Annotated in this window: 15 protein-coding genes; 5 read left to right on the top strand and 10 right to left on the bottom strand. The window is 62.4% G+C overall.

The window, feature by feature from the left end:
• The first annotated feature begins 159 nt into the window (after positions 1–159).
• Positions 160–657 carry a MarR family winged helix-turn-helix transcriptional regulator gene (locus B059_RS19280; protein ID WP_018079072.1) on the top strand — a complete coding sequence of 166 codons (498 nt, stop codon included), beginning with the start codon at positions 160–162 and terminating at the stop codon, positions 655–657.
• Positions 658–774: 117 nt separating this feature from the next.
• Here the strand turns inward: B059_RS19280 and B059_RS0114995 are convergent, their stop codons facing one another.
• The 5 genes from B059_RS0114995 to B059_RS0114975 all read right to left on the bottom strand — a co-directional run bounded on the left by B059_RS0114995 (position 775) and on the right by B059_RS0114975 (position 4,389).
• The gene (locus B059_RS0114995; protein WP_018079071.1) at positions 775–1,284 is read right to left on the bottom strand and encodes an SCP2 sterol-binding domain-containing protein; all 510 of its coding nucleotides are present in this window, start codon (positions 1,282–1,284) and stop codon (positions 775–777) included.
• 243 nt (positions 1,285–1,527) lie between these two features.
• Positions 1,528–2,205, bottom strand: a complete 678-nt coding sequence (locus B059_RS0114990) for a hypothetical protein (RefSeq protein ID WP_018079070.1) — start codon at positions 2,203–2,205, stop codon at positions 1,528–1,530.
• Positions 2,202–3,149, bottom strand: coding sequence for an MlaD family protein (locus B059_RS0114985; RefSeq protein WP_018079069.1), 948 nt, complete (start codon positions 3,147–3,149; stop codon positions 2,202–2,204). Before B059_RS0114985 ends, B059_RS0114990 begins: the two co-directional genes overlap by 4 nt.
• Entirely contained in the window at positions 3,146–3,538 is a 393-nt protein-coding gene (locus B059_RS0114980; RefSeq protein WP_018079068.1) for a hypothetical protein, read from the bottom strand. Before B059_RS0114980 ends, B059_RS0114985 begins: the two co-directional genes overlap by 4 nt.
• 56 nt (positions 3,539–3,594) lie before the next feature.
• Entirely contained in the window at positions 3,595–4,389 is a 795-nt protein-coding gene (locus tag B059_RS0114975) for an MlaE family ABC transporter permease (protein WP_018079067.1), read from the bottom strand.
• A gap of 83 nt (positions 4,390–4,472) precedes the next feature.
• On the opposite strand from B059_RS0114975, the gene B059_RS0114970 reads away from it, so the two are divergent.
• The 4 genes from B059_RS0114970 to B059_RS0114955 are packed head-to-tail and all read left to right on the top strand — an operon-like array spanning position 4,473 to position 8,951.
• Positions 4,473–5,003, top strand: coding sequence for an SH3 domain-containing protein (locus B059_RS0114970; RefSeq protein ID WP_018079066.1), 531 nt, complete (start codon positions 4,473–4,475; stop codon positions 5,001–5,003).
• Positions 5,003–5,956, top strand: coding sequence for a M48 family metalloprotease (locus B059_RS0114965; RefSeq protein WP_018079065.1), 954 nt, complete (start codon positions 5,003–5,005; stop codon positions 5,954–5,956). The genes B059_RS0114970 and B059_RS0114965 overlap by 1 nt, the downstream gene beginning before the upstream one ends.
• On the top strand, positions 5,953–8,169 hold the full coding sequence (locus B059_RS0114960; protein WP_018079064.1) for a CHASE2 domain-containing protein: 2,217 nt from the start codon (positions 5,953–5,955) through the stop codon (positions 8,167–8,169). Before B059_RS0114965 ends, B059_RS0114960 begins: the two co-directional genes overlap by 4 nt.
• A gap of 17 nt (positions 8,170–8,186) precedes the next feature.
• Positions 8,187–8,951 (top strand): MBL fold metallo-hydrolase, encoded by a 765-nt coding sequence (locus B059_RS0114955; RefSeq protein WP_018079063.1) that lies wholly within the window; start codon positions 8,187–8,189, stop codon positions 8,949–8,951.
• A 226-nt stretch (positions 8,952–9,177) separates the two neighbouring features.
• Here B059_RS0114955 and B059_RS0114950 read toward each other — a convergent pair whose 3' ends face one another.
• The 5 genes from B059_RS0114950 to B059_RS0114930 all read right to left on the bottom strand — a co-directional run bounded on the left by B059_RS0114950 (position 9,178) and on the right by B059_RS0114930 (position 14,421).
• Positions 9,178–9,396, bottom strand: coding sequence for a tautomerase family protein (locus tag B059_RS0114950; protein ID WP_018079062.1), 219 nt, complete (start codon positions 9,394–9,396; stop codon positions 9,178–9,180).
• A 95-nt stretch (positions 9,397–9,491) separates the two neighbouring features.
• Positions 9,492–9,668 carry a hypothetical protein gene (locus B059_RS20880; RefSeq protein ID WP_018079061.1) on the bottom strand — a complete coding sequence of 59 codons (177 nt, stop codon included), beginning with the start codon at positions 9,666–9,668 and terminating at the stop codon, positions 9,492–9,494.
• Positions 9,669–10,035: 367 nt separating this feature from the next.
• The gene (locus B059_RS0114940) at positions 10,036–11,070 is read right to left on the bottom strand and encodes a GDP-D-glucose phosphorylase 1 family protein (protein WP_018079060.1); all 1,035 of its coding nucleotides are present in this window, start codon (positions 11,068–11,070) and stop codon (positions 10,036–10,038) included.
• A 40-nt stretch (positions 11,071–11,110) separates the two neighbouring features.
• A complete protein-coding gene (locus B059_RS0114935; RefSeq protein ID WP_018079059.1) occupies positions 11,111–11,836 on the bottom strand; it encodes a DUF302 domain-containing protein in 726 nt (241 codons plus the stop codon).
• Positions 11,837–11,901: 65 nt separating this feature from the next.
• The gene (locus B059_RS0114930; RefSeq protein ID WP_018079058.1) at positions 11,902–14,421 is read right to left on the bottom strand and encodes an ATP-binding protein; all 2,520 of its coding nucleotides are present in this window, start codon (positions 14,419–14,421) and stop codon (positions 11,902–11,904) included.
• Positions 14,422–14,432: the final 11 nt, after the last annotated feature.

Here is a 14,432-nt window from a genome sequence, read left to right as displayed (position 1 = left end):
TGTGCTGCAGGGCTTGAAGCAGGGTGGCAAAACGGTGTATCTGGTGTCTGTATGGTCACTGGTATTGAGAGCCGCTTCAAGCGGTAAAGCATATTGCATAATTATTTATCTAGCAAGATAATTAACTGCATTACCGTTCCATGAACAAGCGCCCCCGACATGGCCGACAGAATCGCCAATCCCCTTGATATGCACCGTCAGCACTGGCCCGAATCCTACGATGCACAGATGCTGCCATTAGGGCTCGTCCTTACGCAGGCCTACACGGCACAACATTCCCGCGCGACCAGGGTCATGGCTGCCAACGGCTTGAGCCCGGCTGAGTTCGATGTGCTGGCCAGTCTGCGCCGCACCCCGCCGCCCCATGCGCTGACGCCGTCGGAGATTCAACGCGCGGTGTTGATCACCTCCGGCGGGCTGACCAAGGTATTGCGGCAACTGGAAACACGGGGCCTGGTCACCCGCTCGATGCAGCACGCCGATCGTCGCGTCAAGCCCGTTGCGCTTACCGCTCAGGCGATGCCCGTTCTGGAGAAGGCAATGTCTGAACTGCATACGGTTATAGGCGACTGGATGCGCCGGTCATTGACGGGCGCCGAGAACCACCGACTGGTCTCGCTTCTCACCAAGCTGGTGAATACGGCCGCCTCGGATTAGCGAACGGCCAGGGATCCTGCCGAACCGGTTCCCGGTCATGCGCCTGGCACCACCTCCTGTTGTACCGACGTAAAAAAAGCCGGGAAAATCCCCCGGCTTTCTTGTAGTGCGGCGAGCTTACTTGGCAGGGCAGGCCTGGTCGCCGGGGATTTTGCCCGGCAGGCGCAGGAAGGCCTCGAACGGTCCCATCACGCCCATGGCTTCCATTTTCGGGCCGGTGAACTTGAGGCGGCCGAACATCATCGCTTTCATCGGGCCGTATTCGCCCGCCCCCATTTCATTCCAGCGCTCGGTGGTGGCGTGCATGGTGTAGTCGACTGCGTAATCCATCTTGGCGTTCTGTACCGCGCCGCCGTAGACGCACATGGCTTTGCCGTCCTTGTGGACGATCTTCAGTTCCGTCTGGGTTGCCTCGCCGCAGTCGGTGCGATACAGGTGAATGATCTTGTAGCCGCGTTCCTTGTCGTTCTTGATCCACTTGTCGCCCAGGCCGCCGGTCAGGGCAGCATCCTTGTTCCAGGCGTCGCAGGCCTGCGCGGTCCAGTCGGTGGACATCATGGCGGGTGCAGCGTGCGCAGCGGTGGCGAATACTGCCAGGGCGGCCAGTGCGATTGGCGTGTATTTCATGGTACCTCCTCCTTATTGATTGAATGTTGGGTTACAACTTATTTGTATATACGAAGAGGAAACTCTCCGAGGCTGCACGTTAATCATGCCGTGCAGGCTTGTCAATGCGGCCTGCCAGCCCGCAGGCGGGGCAGTGGAAGCCACTCGGTCGCCGGGAAACCAGGCGCAGCCCACCAGCACTTAAAATGCGGCGTAAGAATGTCGCCAAGGCATGTCATGGTGGCCCGCGTTTGAAGGCGGACTTTACTTGTCGCCGGGCGCGAAGCTCTGCTCGACCAGCTGGATGCGTCTGGCAAGCCGGGCCTGTTCAGCGGCGTTGCCCTGGGCCACGGCCTGTTTTTCCTGCAGCTTCAGATAGGTCAGCAGGGGCTGCCGCCAGCCCTGGGCGGAAGCGGTTTCCGTAGCCAGCGCCAGCGTGGCGGCATCGGCTTCCCTGCGCATCACCAGCAGGCTGGCATCGAGCAGGCGCGCCAGCGGATCCTCGATTCTGCCGAGCACCTCGTGCCGCTTGCCGGCCGCTGCGTTCACCAGATCGCGGTGCTGGCGGGGCAACTGGGCCGTTGCGACGGCTTCCCAGCGCAGGGTGACGAAATGGTAGTAAACCTGATCGGCGGCGTTGGGTTCGAGTGGCGCCAGCTCGGCATACTCGCTGCAGGCATCGTCGATCAGCATGGCGCGGCGGGTGGCGCAGCGCACCAGCCACAGGCGCGCCGTCTCGGCGACGCGGCCGGCACCACCGGTGGCGGCGACGGCCTGCTGGAAATAGCGCTCGGCCAGACTGTTTTCGCCCATCAGCGCGTGCCTCTGATAGCGTCCGATCAGGTCGGCTGCATCGGTTTTCCAGTCCGGCGGCGGCGGGCCGCCGCTGCCGCAGGCAGCGAGCGCAAGCAGGCTGACGAGTGCAAGCAGGAGGGTCTTCATGGCAGTTTCACCTCGGGATCCCGCGCAAACGGCCACTTCTTGTTGATCTCGTTGACCAGCGCGTTGGCCTTGCGCACCGCATCGTCGATCTCGGCACGCAGCCTGGCGATATCCTGCGTGCCGCCCTTGACGTCGGCGGAAATCGCCACCGCGTTCGTCATCAGGGCGTCGGCTTTCTTCAGGCTGGATTGTGCATCGTCCAGCATCAGCCGCACCTGGGCCAGTGATTCGCGCGTCTGCTCGGCCACGCCGTCGGGTGCAAACAGCCATCGGTCGGTTTTGCCGGCCATGCCGTCCACTTTCAGGGCCAGGCTGTCGAGCTTGCCGATGAGGGCGCGGGTCTTGTCGAGCGAATCGGTGACGGCGCGGGCTTTTTCGGGGCTGCCGAGCACGCCTTCGAGCACGCCGTATTCGCCGGTCATGCGTCCGGTTACGGTCTTCACGTTGGCCAGCGTGGCGTTGATTTCGCCATCCTTGCGGGTGAGATGCTCGACGTTGGCCAGAATCGCCTTGACCCGCTCGACCAGCAGCGGAATCTCCTTGCTGATGTCGGAAGTGAGCAGCAGCATGGTGGAATTGTCGGGCAGGGCGGGCGCGTCGAGGTCGGGCGAGTCAACGCGGATCCTGGCGCCGCCGACGAGAGGTTTGTCCAGCGTGAAGGTACTGTTCTGCTTCAGCCATTTGGCGTTGCGGCCGAGGAATTCGGCATGGATGACGATGCCGCCGGCGTCGTTCAGCCCCAGCGTGGTGACGCGGCCGATTTCGATGCCGGAAAACACGATGGGCACGCCGGGAGCGACGCCGTCGGCACTCGATGCCGCCAGTTGCAGGTGGAAGGTGTCTTCGAAAAATCCGCGCGCATGCAGCAGGTAAACGATGAAGGCGCCTGCCAGCAGCAGCGATGCCGCAGCAAACAATCCCACTTTGAAATGCAGTTTGTTCATTCCGGATGAAGTGCCTGGTTGTATAGAGTCTGGTTCCAGCTGAAGTCGTAAATTTCCCAGGTGCCGGCTATCTCTTCCTGCGCCGCCAGTTGCCGGATGAAACTCGGGTAGGGCACATCGTAAAGCATGGCGCCGGGGTGGTCGATGACCAGGCGGGGACGCCTGAGGATGAGCGCACGCGCCAGCTTGGCGATGAAGCGCTGCGCCGCCGTCATGTCGGGATCACGCAGCAGTGCGATGTCGGCATGGCCGAGCTGTTCCAGAAATTGCTGTGCCTGACGGTTCGATTCCGCTGCGCTGTAATGGCGTTGATAAAGCGGGATCAGCGCGATGTTGTCGAGCGCAGACAGGTTGGCACGCAGCGGCAGATCGGGCGCAACGCGCGCCACGTCGTCGGGCAGGGCGGCGGTCGCTGCCAGCAGTGCGGTACGGTCGGCAAACGGGATCAGACGTATTTGAGCGCTAATGACACCACCTCGATCGCCACGATGGCGAAGAACACCCGCATCATGCCGCGCAATACGGAGACCGGAACCATGAAGAGCTTTTTCGGTGTTTCCAGGCCGGCGGTGACCGGGATCAGGGTGACGGCCAGTCCGAACAGCGCACATTTGACGAGCAGTCCGGCCATGATCTTGAAGTCGAAAATCTTGGCGATGGTCTGGGTGAATGGCGCAAAACCCGCTGCGTTCGTACCGTAAATCGCGAGGTAGCCCATCAGCAGCGCGAGCAGGCCGGCGAGGCTTGCCAGGGTGACGACTGAGATGACGCCGCCGATCAGCCGTGGCAGGAACTCGAACTGCATCGGCGGAACCTTGCAATGTGCCAACGCATCCAATTCGTTATTGACCTGCATCAGCGCGACTTCCGTGTTGATGGCGCTGCCGGATCGCAGTGCGATGAAGAGTGCAGTGAGGAAGGGCAGCAGTTCCAGCACCAGCACGCGGATGGTCATTTCGCTGGCAAATTCGGTGAGGCCGAAGTCGCGTGCAGTCGACAGGATGATGGTGATGATCAGCCACGAAATGACCAGCGCGTAGCCGAGAAAAACATGCAGAATCTGCACCGCGGTAAAGTAGACCTGCTTCACCACCACGTCGAAGGTGGCGCGGTTCCAGGTGGTGCGGTCCAGCAGCAGCAGAGCGGCCTTGGCCAGGAAGGCGAACATGCCGTAACCGACGGTGAACCAGCCGGCGACTTTGGCGCCGAGCGATTCGATGGAAGCCGCAAGAAAACTCATCGCGGCATCATAACGTCATCAAAGGCGCTTGCGCCATCGGGTGGCAGGCCATACAGTTTTGCCTCAGACGGAGAAGACACACCATGAAAAATTTCCTGATTCCGCTAACGGCATTGACGCTGTGCGTGAGCGCCGCATCCGCCTGGGCTGCGTCCGGCACGGTCTTGCGCAACGACAAGCTCTACAGTCAACCCAGCGCCACCTCCACGGTGACGGGCAGCGCGGCCAAGGGCGCCAGCGTCAACATCCTCGCCAAGCAGGGCGGCTGGCTGCGCGTGAGCTCGGGCAAAACCACCGGCTGGATCCGCCTGCTGTCGGTGCGTGCCGGTGCCGGCGGGATCGGCGGCGCGGGGCTGGGCGACGTGGTGGGCGCCGCCACCACCAAGTCAGATCCCAGCCGCGTGGTCGCGGTGGCCGGCTTGCGCGGCCTGAATGACGAAGAGTTGAAGCAGGCCAAGTTCAATGGCGACGAACTGGCGCGGCTGGACAACTGGGCGGCGACGACCGCACAGGCCAGAAGTTTTGCCGGCCAGTCCGGCCTGGCGGCGGTCAATGTGCCGGGCTTACCCGAGCCCAGACCCCAACAGGCGTCGTCACCGTGGGAGAACAACTGATGAAAATCAAATTGATGGTATTGGCGGTTTCGCTGGCTTCTTTCAGCGGGATGTCCGCCGGTCTCGATCTGGGAAAATTGCTGGAAGAGCGCATCAAGCAGGAATTGAACAAGGACAAGCAAAGCCAGCCGGCGCCTGCGCAGCAGCCGGCGCCGTCCCCAACTCAGGCTCCCGCAACGGCACAAGACGCCGCCGCCCCCCCGCCTCCGGCCAAGCAGAAAATCGATGCCCGCCAGTTGGGGTTTGCCCTGTTCGGCGATTACTCTCCCGAAGAGGAAATGCGCATCGGCAAGCAGATTTCGGGCAACCTGCTGGGCGCGGTGCCGCTGGTGCGAGACGACAAACTGCAACGCTACGTCAACCTGGTGGGCAACTGGGTGGCGCTGCAGAGCGGGCGCAAGGACATTGCCTGGCACTTCGGCGTGCTCGACACCGAAGACATCAACGCCTTCGCCGCGCCCGGCGGCTATGTGTTCGTGACGAAGGGCCTGTACCGGCGCCTCACCAACGAGGCCGAGCTGGCCGGCGTGCTGGGACATGAAATCGCCCATGTCAGCCAGAAGCATCATCTCAAGGTACTGAAACAATCCAGCCTGATCGGTGCGCTGGGGCAGGCCGCCAGCAGCAAGGCGAAGGGCAGCGATCAGGCGGTGCAGAACCTGATCGGCAACGGCGCCGAAATCATGGCGCGCGGGCTCGACAAGAATGCCGAATTCGAGGCTGATCGCATCGGCGTCGTCTATGCCGCACGCGCGGGCTATACCCCGTGGGGCCTGCCAGAAGTGCTGCAGGACATGGCAGGGCTGCCTGCCAAGGACAACCGCACCAGCCTGCTCTACAAAACCCATCCGCATCCGGCTGAGCGGCTCGCTGCGCTGGGTGAAGCCGTGGATGGGCGTTTCGATGCCGTTCGCGGCAAGGAACTGGCCGACCGTTTCTACCGCATTCGGTGAAGCGCGTTTTATCCAGGCTGGTGCAGGCCGGGCTGTCTGCACTGTTTGTCCTGCTGATAGCGGCGCATGTCGCGGGACTGATCCACATCGCGCCGATGCAGCGCGCCGAGGCCTGGCTGTATGACGCCTGGCTGAAGCGCACCGCGCCAACCGGGGCGGACGACCGCATCGCCATCCTCGACATCGACGAGGCCAGCCTGAAAAGCCTCGGCCGCTGGCCGTGGAGCCGCGACACCATGAGCGCGCTGGTCGGGCAGCTGTTCGACCGCTATGGCGTGGCGGCGGTCGGCTTCGACGTGGTGTTTGCCGAGCCGGACACGAGCTCGGGGCTCGCCACCCTTCAACAACTGGCGCAACGCGATCTGGCGGGCAGCCGCGATTTCCGGGCGGCGCTCGAACGGCTTGCGCCGCGTCTCGATTACGACGCCCGCTTCGCGCAGATGCTCGCCGAACGCCCGCTGTCGCTGGGCTATTACTTCATTCCGCAGGGCTACGGCAACGCCAAAAGCGGCGTGTTGCCGCCGCCCTCCCTGCCTGCCGCGGCGTTCGCGCCGCTGCGGCCGGGTATGCCGCCGCCGACGGGTTACGGCGCGAACCTGGCGGTTTTCCAGAATGCGGCCCAGGGCGCGGGATTTTTCAACATGCGGGCCGACGAGGATGGCACGGCGCGCCAGATGAATCTGGTCAGCCCGTATGGCGCAGGCTACTACCTGGCGCTGTCGGCCGCTACCCTGCGGGTGGCGTTCGGCGGCGAGCCGGTTCATGCCGGCGTCGATCGGCAGACCTTGCTGGGGCGGCAGTACGTTGCGCCGTGGGTGGAGGTGGGCGGCCTTCGCGTCCCGCTCAGTGCGGACGGCAGTGTGCATGTGCCGTACCGTTCCGGTTCGCCTTTCCCCTACATTTCAGTGGCCCGGGTGCTGGACGGCAAGGCGCCGCCGGAGCAGCTGGAAAACCGCATCGTGCTGCTGGGCTCGACCGCGCCGGGACTGGCCGACCTGCGTGTGACGCCATTTTCCAACGCCTTCCCGGGAGTCGAGATCCATGCCCACCTGATCACCGGCATGCTCGACGGCACCACCCGCGCCACCCCGCCGTGGGCGGACGACGCGCGGCTGATCGCCGTGCTGCTGCTGGGTGCCTTGCTGACGGCAGTGCTGCTACGGTTCGGGCCGGCCATCGGGCTGGCAGCCAGTATTGCGTTGCTGGCATTGCTGCTGGCCGCCTATGGCGCAGCGTGGTCGCGCTTCATGGTGGTGCCGATGGCGGCGCCGATGCTGACGCTGCTCGGCCTGTATGCGCTCAACACCGCCTACGGTTTTTTTGCCGCCACCCGCAGCAAGCGCCAGATCACCAAACTGTTCGGCCAGTATGTGCCGCCCGAGCTGGCGGCCGAAATGAGCCAGAACCCCGCGCATTACACGATGGAAGGACAGTCGCGCGACATGAGCGTGCTGTTTTCCGACATCCGCGGCTTCACCAATTTCTCCGAAAAGCTGCCGCCGGCCGAACTCGCCGAAGTGCTCAACGCCTACCTGTCGACCATGACACGCATCGTGCAGCAGCAGCGCGGCACCATCGACAAGTACATCGGCGACGCCATCATGGCGTTCTGGAACGCGCCGGTCGATCTGAGTGACCACGCTTCCCGCGCGGTGCAGACCGCGCTCGACATGCAGGCTGCGCTGCCCCAACTGAATCGGGAGTTCGCCGCGCGCGGCTGGCCCGAGGTGAAGATCGGCGTCGGCGTCAACAGCGGGCGCATGAGCGTCGGCAACATGGGCTCCGAATTCCGCATGGCCTACACAGTGATGGGCGACGCGGTGAACCTCGGCTCGCGCCTCGAAGGCATCACCAAGCAATACGGCGTCGGCATCCTGGTCACGCAGACGACGGTCGAGGCCGATCCGGATCATGTCTTCATGAAGATCGACGACGTGCGCGTCAAGGGCAAGGAAACTCCGGTGGCGATATACGAACCGCTGGGCGGGAAGGCCAGCCTTGACGAGTCGGTGCGTCAGGGCGCCGCCGATTTCGAGCTTGCCTTCGCGCGCTATCAGTCACAGGATTGGGTTGCGGCCGAATCGGCGCTCACCGCGCTCAATGCCCGCACGCCACGCACGCTGTACGATATCTATCTCGAACGCATCGCGCATTTCCGCGAAACGCCGCCGCCCGCCGACTGGGACGGCGTGTTCGTCTACACAACCAAATAGCCACGATAAAAACAGCGATGAAACTCACCGTATTGGGCTGCAGCGGCGGCATCGGCAGCGGACGCCACACCACCAGCCTGCTGGTCGACGACGACGTGTTGATCGACGCCGGCAGCGGCCTCACTACGCTCGACTTCGAACAGCTGCTGAAGATCGACCACGTGTTCCTCACCCATGCCCACCTCGATCATGTGCTGGGCCTGCCGCTGCTGCTCGACAGCGTCGGCGACCTGCGCAGTACGCCGGTGACGGTGCATGCGCTACCCGAGGTGCTGGACGTGCTGTCTATCCACTTGTTCAATTGGCAGCTGTGGCCCGATTTTCGCAAGATACCGAGCGAGGAGGCACCGTGGCTGCGCTTCGAACCGCTCGGACCGGGCGAAGCGTTCACCCTGAAAGGACGGAGGTTCCGGCCATTGCCGGCCAATCACGTGGTGCCGGCATGCGGCTTGCATGTAGCGACGACAGCGGGCAGCCTGGCATTCAGTGGCGACACGACCCACAGCGACGCCTTCGTCGCCGCGCTCAACGCCATCCCCGACTTGCGCCATCTCATCATCGAAACCTCATTCGAAAACGAACTGGTCGAGATCGCCAAGGTGTCGAAACATCACTGGCCGGATTCGCTGGCAGCGGAACTGCACATGCTCAGCGTCCGTCCAGAAGTTTGGATCACGCATCTGAAACCCGGCAACGAGTCGGCGATCATGGATGAATTGCGCATCGCTGCGCCAAATTGGGGGCTGGAGGCTTTGCAGCAAGGACAGGTAATTGTCTTATAGGGAAGATGCGCGTAGCCGGACTTTCCGCAGTACCAACCATGCCAGGTGACATGGTTGGTGCGAGGTTCTTTGCAGAGGCCGGCCCCGGGCACGAGTTTCGCAAGCCTAAGGGTAATCACTCAAATTTTCTACTGGTTCGAGTTACCTATCGATAGAGCGTTTGCGTTGCCTGTCGAGAGACTTTGGCTCGTTGCCCGGGAAGCCTATCTGTCTGCGGCGGGAAACACTATTTACCCGCAGCCAGCGATTTGACGTCCTCAGACGTCAATCCTTTTCCACCGATACCCCAGTCTCCGCTCTTAACTTCCTCGATTACCGTCCAGGTCACCCCCCGCATGTTCTCGCCTTCGATCGAGACCATGGTATCCGTCATTTTTTTGATGATTTCCTGCTTCTGCGCGTCGGTAAAAACCCCTTCGATAATCTTGATATTGATAAACGGCATGTCTTGTCTCCTTTGAGGGTTATCGCAAAAAAATACGCTGCGAGCGGTTTTTATAAGGCATCCGAGTGAGGGCTGTAATACGTATAAATACGCTTTTACTGCACGCACGTGATCGCCCCCGTCGGAGGCGCCATAAGCGAAAAGGTGTCCGTCGAGATCGAACCCGAGATAAGACCTTGCCCTGGCGCTTCCCGTGCAAGGTTGATTCCAGTGGTATCGATCACGCCGGCGATCATGATGGTGCCCAGCGAAAGCAGCTTCACGCGCTGCATCTGCGAATCGAAGCGGAGCGTGATGCCGGCACCAAGATCGATCGCGGATAAATCAAAATGCCAGCGGCACGGTAGGGCAGGGCGTAGTCAGCGGCAGGTGCAAGCGGACCGTCTGCGCCCGTAATGGAGGTGGCCACTGCAGGAAGGGAGGCAAATGGACCATTGGCACCTGCAATGCTGATGGCTGAGGTAGCCGAAGGGAAAGCTGCGCTCAGCGCGCGCATCAGCGTCAGGGCATGCATTCTTTCGCGCATGGCCGTTTCTCCTCAGGTAGGGCCGGAGGAGCTTATCGGTGGGATCTTGACACGGCGATGTGTGGGTTATGGTCCGTTTGGGCCCGGTGATAATAAGGACACATCGCCCCCTTTCAGGGTGCAAAGCTCGCCAGTTCCGCCTCAAACGCCGCCGCATTCAAGCCTTCAAACGCCTCCCGGCTGAACAGGGTGACGGCGCCAGCCATTTCGCTCCAGCCATAGCCGCGGTTTTGCGGACTGAGAGTGCTGCTGTCCTGCGGTACGCGTGCAACGAGGTGAAGCCCCCCCTTGCTGTAGATGAGGTTGTAGGGGAGGTTGCGTTGATGCAATTCGTCGAGATGAATCCATGCGTGCTCGGCATCGGTGAAACACCGGCAGGGCAGCGGATAGGGCTTGACACCGCCATTGTGGGAAAAACAGGCATCCTGTATCGGCAGCGGAGTTGTTTGCACGAAGCTCTGGAAATGCAGGTGGTTGACCGACGCGCCGGCGCCGGTGCTGTTGTAGCCGAGGCACAGGCCGGGCACGCTGGACTGCGCACAGACGTCCCAGGCCCAGCCGTGCAGTTCCGGTGTGAGATATTGCGGCGCCTGGCGCAAGGGCTCCGGCACCAGCAAGCCGTGCAGACGGGCGAAAGGGAATTTGTTGTACAGCAGGCGCGCCGGTTTGCCGGCAAGTTCGCCCTCCCAGAAAACTTCCTTGGCGAGAAACGGTTTGTTGAAATGGAAACCGGAGGTGTCGAAGGGACACAGCAGGCTTTCAAACTTCATTCCGCTGCTGCGCGGCGGGCGCAGCGCACGGATGGGGTTGAAGAGCAGCGCCCATGGCCCGGCATGGCGGCTTTCCATGGCCCTCAGATGATCGAAGCCGATGGCGAGGAGCTTGAGAAAGACCTGCACGTCATCATCCGGTTCGGTGAGCGCCTGGCCGTTCCGGAGCGTGTCCGTGAGTGCGGTGGCGAGTTCGGCATGCCGTGCCGACAGTGCCGGCGAGAGCTGCGCCCACAGCTTCGGGTCGTAGGCGGCATTGGCCAGCACGAGGATGTAGGCGCCCAGTCCTGAATGCTTTTCCAGCATCGCGGCCAGTCCGTCGGCAAAACCTTGTTGCAGCGGCGCAGCGGAGACGAACGGATGGCAGGGCAGCGGCATGGGGTTCGGAGCAGGCGACCGCATTCGGCGAATTGAAAACTCAGAGTTCGCCATTGGCGCCGGCGCGCATCACGTTTTCCATCTTTTCGCGGATCGTGATGGCATCTTTGCGCAGTTCCTCAGGGATGCCCTTCTGGTTGCCTACCAGCTGCAGCGCGGTCACATCCCAGTCCATCATCATCACCCAGATGTTTTTGTCGGCGTCTTCCATCACCGCGATGCGACAGGGAAGAAAAACCACCATTTCCGGGATGATCTTCAGCAGTTCGCGGCCAATCGCGATGTCGCAGAAACTGAACACTTCGACGCGTGGCGCGTTGTTGTCTCCCAGGACGGTCTGGAAATCCTTCCACATCAAATTGCTGCCGACGTGTTTCAGATTCACCTGGTTGGCGCGCAGCATCATCGATTCGACCACTTCATCGAACGACACGCCCGGTTTGGCTTTGTACTTGACGGTGAAATAGTTCATCGTTTCACGCGGATCCATCTGCGCCATGTTGGCCATCATGGGCATCATCGTCTGCCGCCAGCGTTTCTTTTCCTCGGGCGTCAGAATGCGATTCATCTGGTAGTCCCGATAAGGTGGCGGTGATGCCTGCTGGATCAGCATCGGGCCGTAGGGCGTCGGTTCTACACCGATCCAGCCCTGCGCTGGCGCACCCTGCGGATTGCGGTCGACTGGGGGAGCGGGCGGCTCGGCAGCGAACGCCGGCAGGCTGCAAAGCCAGGCGAGAACGAATGGGAATGAAAGGATGCGCAGCATGGCGTGTCTCCTGGACTGTGACCTTCTCATCCTACGCACGCTGCAGCGCGCGCGTCAATGCGCGGTCAGGCATGGCTGCGAAAGGTGTTTTCCAGCGCCGCCAGTTCGGTGGCGGCGGCGGTGAAGTCGCCCCTTTGCACGCTGCTTTCGATACGGGCGGCACCTTGCTGGATGGCCGTGGCCATCACGCTGGCTGCAGCGCCTTTCAGGGCATGGGCTTCCTTGCGGCATGCTTCGATATGGCCCTGCCCGATCGCGCGCTTCAGCGCCGCCAGGCTGGCTTCGGTGGTGCTGGCGAAGACCGTGGCCAGATCGTTCACCAGTTCCGGATTGCCTGGGTAACGTGCGTGCAGGGCGGGCAGGTCGAGCAGCGGAACGGGGGGGGCGGCAGGTCTGGCCTGCGGCAGCCATTGCTTCAGCAATGCCGCCAGCGCAGCCTCGGTATAGGGCTTGCTCATATAATCGTTCGCCCCGGCCGCGAGGCAGACTTCGCGGAAATCGGTGTTGGCATTGGCGGTCAGCGCGATGACGGGGATATGGCGGACGTCGGTCGGCAGCCGGCGGATCTGCCGGGTGGCGTCCAGCCCGTCCATTTCCGGCATTTGCCAGTCCATCAGCACCAGATCGAACCGCTCCTTCTCCAGCATGTCCAGTGCCTGCGTTCCGCTGGCCGCAATGGCATATTGCAGACCCATTTCGCGTAGCTGGTGCGCCAGCATTTTCTGGTTCACCGGATGGTCTTCCACAGCCAGGATGCGCCCCTGCAGCCGGATGGCGGCCTGCGTCGGCAGCTCAACCAGCGGCAGCGTCGTTGTCGGCAGGCGCAGCGCCAAACTGAAGCGGCTGCCCTTACCGGGCTCGCTCTCGACTGTGAGCTGTCCACCCATCAATTCAGCGAGCTGGCTGCTGACAGCGAGCCCCAGGCCGGTGCCGCCGTAACGTCGCGTGGTCGACGAGTCGGCTTGTGAAAAGGCCTGGAATAGGCGCGCCTGCGTTTCGGCGTTCATGCCGATGCCGCTGTCCCGGACGGTGAACAGACAATTGACTGCTCCTTCCACCGTCTCGAATTCCGCGCGCAACTCGACTTCGCCCTGGTGCGTGAACTTGATGGCGTTGTCGACTAGGTTGAGCAGGATCTGGCGGATACGCGTAGGGTCGCCCAGCAGGGCGGCGGGCAGCGCTTCGGGCAGGGTCAGCTTCAGGTGCAGGTTCTTTTCCAGTGCGCGCGCCTGGAACAGCGTGGCTACGCCCTGCGCCAGCGTTGCCGGCGAGAAGGCGACCTGCTCGATGTCCAGTTTGCCGGCCTCGATTTTGGAAAAGTCGAGGATGTCGTTGATGATGGTAAGCAGGCCTTCCGCCGAGCTTTTCAGGGTTGCCACGTATTCGCGCTGCTGTCCGTCGAGCGGGGTTTTCAGCAGCAATCCGCTCATCCCCAGGATGCCGTGCATGGGGGTGCGGATTTCATGGCTGACGTTGGCGATGAACCCCGATTTGGCATGCGCCATTTGCAGGGCGGCTTCGCGCGCCGCTTCCTTGGCGGCCTCGGCGGCGCGGCGTTCGGACACGTCGCGCATGATCGCCTGGATCACCGGCCTGCCTTCCAGTTGCATTGCGTGCATGGCGATCTCGGCCGAGAACACGGAGCCGTCCTGGCGCCGCCCCTGCCAGTCCATCACCGCATGTCCCTGGCTGCGTGCCTGGCGGATCGCCTGCATGGCGTGATCGTGGGCGCTCATGCCATGGGCCTGGAGCGGGGTGCCGAGCTGGGAGATGGATTTGCCGAGGAAGGTGGCGACCGAATCCATGCCGAACAGCGATAGCGTGGCGGGGTTGCAGTCGGTGAAACCCTTGTCGTCGAGAATGACGACGGCATCAGAGTTGGTTTCGAACAGGGTCTGGTATTTCTGCTTTTCAGTTTCGAGTTGGCGCGTCTGCGTCAGCATGCGGCGGCTGACCAGAACCGCAACCAGGGTCGCCAGCAGGGTTGCGCTGATGCCCAGCACCAGCATCAGGTTGCGGGTGGCCTGATAGGCGGTGAAGGTTTTGCCGAGCGCCGCTTCGTTGGCCTCGCGCTGCAGGCTGGTCATGTTGTTGAGCGATTCCATCAACTCGTTTTGCAGGGGAATGGCCTCCTCCTGCAACTGCTTGAGGGCGCTGTAATTGTTCTCGTCGAGAGCCGCCTGGACCACGTTGAACATGATCGGCTGGTTGAAGGAGGTGAGGACGTCGAGTTCATCCATCAACAGTTTCTCGTCCGGCGTGCTGAGCATGGTGCCCAACTGGCCGCGGTCCTTGGCGTAGCGTTCGCCGTAATCCTGGAATTGCATGAAGAGCGCGTCCTTTTCCCAGGGATCGACGGCGATTACGATGTTGTGCATCAGCATCTGCCGGTCGCGAATGGAGTCGCGCATGCGCGAGGCCAGCCGGGTCTTGACGTTGTTGACCGAAACCACATTGGCCAGCTCGGCGTTCAGATGCTCCATCTGGGTGACCCCCAGCCCGATCACCGCCAGCATCAGCAACAGGGCGGAGGTGAAACCAAGCCCCACATTGAACAGCAAGCCGCGCAGCGGAGAGGGCAGCATGGGCTGGAGGA

Origin of the sequence: Thiobacillus denitrificans DSM 12475 (assembly GCF_000376425.1) — a bacterium.
Taxonomy (GTDB): Bacteria; Pseudomonadota; Gammaproteobacteria; order Burkholderiales; family Thiobacillaceae; genus Thiobacillus; species Thiobacillus denitrificans.
This window is presented reverse-complemented; position numbering and strand designations above follow the sequence as displayed.

Coding starts and splice junctions, on each gene's coding strand:
- B059_RS19280 (WP_018079072.1), top strand. CDS start 160: ATGGCCGACAGAATCGCCAATCCCCTTGATATGCACCGTCAGCACTGG.
- B059_RS0114995 (WP_018079071.1), bottom strand. CDS start 1,284: ATGAAATACACGCCAATCGCACTGGCCGCCCTGGCAGTATTCGCCACC.
- B059_RS0114990 (WP_018079070.1), bottom strand. CDS start 2,205: ATGAAGACCCTCCTGCTTGCACTCGTCAGCCTGCTTGCGCTCGCTGCC.
- B059_RS0114985 (WP_018079069.1), bottom strand. CDS start 3,149: ATGAACAAACTGCATTTCAAAGTGGGATTGTTTGCTGCGGCATCGCTG.
- B059_RS0114975 (WP_018079067.1), bottom strand. CDS start 4,389: ATGAGTTTTCTTGCGGCTTCCATCGAATCGCTCGGCGCCAAAGTCGCC.
- B059_RS0114970 (WP_018079066.1), top strand. CDS start 4,473: ATGAAAAATTTCCTGATTCCGCTAACGGCATTGACGCTGTGCGTGAGC.
- B059_RS0114965 (WP_018079065.1), top strand. CDS start 5,003: ATGAAAATCAAATTGATGGTATTGGCGGTTTCGCTGGCTTCTTTCAGC.
- B059_RS0114955 (WP_018079063.1), top strand. CDS start 8,187: ATGAAACTCACCGTATTGGGCTGCAGCGGCGGCATCGGCAGCGGACGC.
- B059_RS0114950 (WP_018079062.1), bottom strand. CDS start 9,396: ATGCCGTTTATCAATATCAAGATTATCGAAGGGGTTTTTACCGACGCG.
- B059_RS20880 (WP_018079061.1), bottom strand. CDS start 9,668: ATGCAGCGCGTGAAGCTGCTTTCGCTGGGCACCATCATGATCGCCGGC.
- B059_RS0114940 (WP_018079060.1), bottom strand. CDS start 11,070: ATGCCGCTGCCCTGCCATCCGTTCGTCTCCGCTGCGCCGCTGCAACAA.
- B059_RS0114935 (WP_018079059.1), bottom strand. CDS start 11,836: ATGCTGCGCATCCTTTCATTCCCATTCGTTCTCGCCTGGCTTTGCAGC.
- B059_RS0114930 (WP_018079058.1), bottom strand. CDS start 14,421: ATGCTGCCCTCTCCGCTGCGCGGCTTGCTGTTCAATGTGGGGCTTGGT.